Annotated in this window: 1 protein-coding gene; it reads right to left on the bottom strand. The window is 65.7% G+C overall.

Annotated features, from left to right (window positions below; genetic code table 11):
- A partial coding sequence (locus ACXRVY_RS30940) for a VCBS domain-containing protein (protein ID WP_458239201.1) occupies positions 1 to 1,097 on the bottom strand: 1,097 nt, incomplete at both ends.

Below are 1,097 nucleotides of genomic sequence, written 5' to 3'. Positions count from 1 at the left end.
GCCGAGGCCATCGCTGACYTGCACSSTGAACACKTCMTCATGRCTCTCGCCCGCCTGCAGCGACTGCACCGCACTGGCGACCCCATCGGTGCCGTTGGCCAGCGTGTAGGTCCATTGGCCGGTGGTGTCCACGGCGATCGAGCCGTAGGTGCCGGTATTTGACCCGGCAATACTCCAAGTGGCGGTGGCATCGTGATCGATGTCGGCCGCGCTGAACTGGCCGCTGACGCTGAGCGTGGTGTCTTCCTGCACCGCGCCGGCAGCATTGCCGGTCGCGAAGCTGAGCACTGGCGCGTCGTTGCTGCCGGTGATGGTGACGGTCACCAGTTGGGTGGCGACACCGCCGAGGCCATCACTGACCTGCACGCTGAACACTTCGTTGTGRCTCTCGCCCGCCTGCAGYGATTGCACCGCACTGGCAACGCCATCGGTGCCATTGGCCAGCGTGTAGGTCCACTGGCCGGTGGGGTCCACGGCGATCGAGCCAAAGGTGCCCGTGTCCGTACCCGCAATGCTCCAGGTCGCCGTGGCATCGTKATCGATGTCGGCCGAACTGAACTGGCCGCTGACGCTGAGCGTGCTGTCTTCCTGCACCGCGCCGGCCTCATTGCCCGTCGCGAAGCTGAGCACCGGCGCATCGTTGCTGCCGGTGACGGTGACGGTCACCAGTTGGGTGTCGACACCGCCGAGGCCATCGCTGACCTGTACGCTGAATACTTCGTTGTGGCTCTCGCCGGCCTGCAGTGACTGCACCGCACTGGCGACCCCATCAGTGCCATTGGCCAGCGTGTAGGTCCATTGGCCGGTGCTGTCGACGGCGATCGAGCCATAGGTTCCGGTKGRCGGGCCATTGATGGTCCAACTGGCGGTGGCATTGTGATCGATGTCGGTCGAGCTGAACTGGCCGCTGACGCTGAGCKTGGTGTCTTCCTGCACCGCGCCGGCCTCRTTGCCSGTCGCGAAGCTGAGCRCTGGCGCGTCGTTGCTGCCGGTGATGGTGACGGTCACCAGTTGGGTGGCGACACCGCCGAGGCCGTCGCTGACCTGCACGCTGAACACTTCGTTGTGACTCTCGCCCGCCTGCTCTCGCCGGCCTG

Source organism: Pseudomonas sp. P5_A2_2, assembly GCF_054177685.1.
This window is presented reverse-complemented; position numbering and strand designations above follow the sequence as displayed.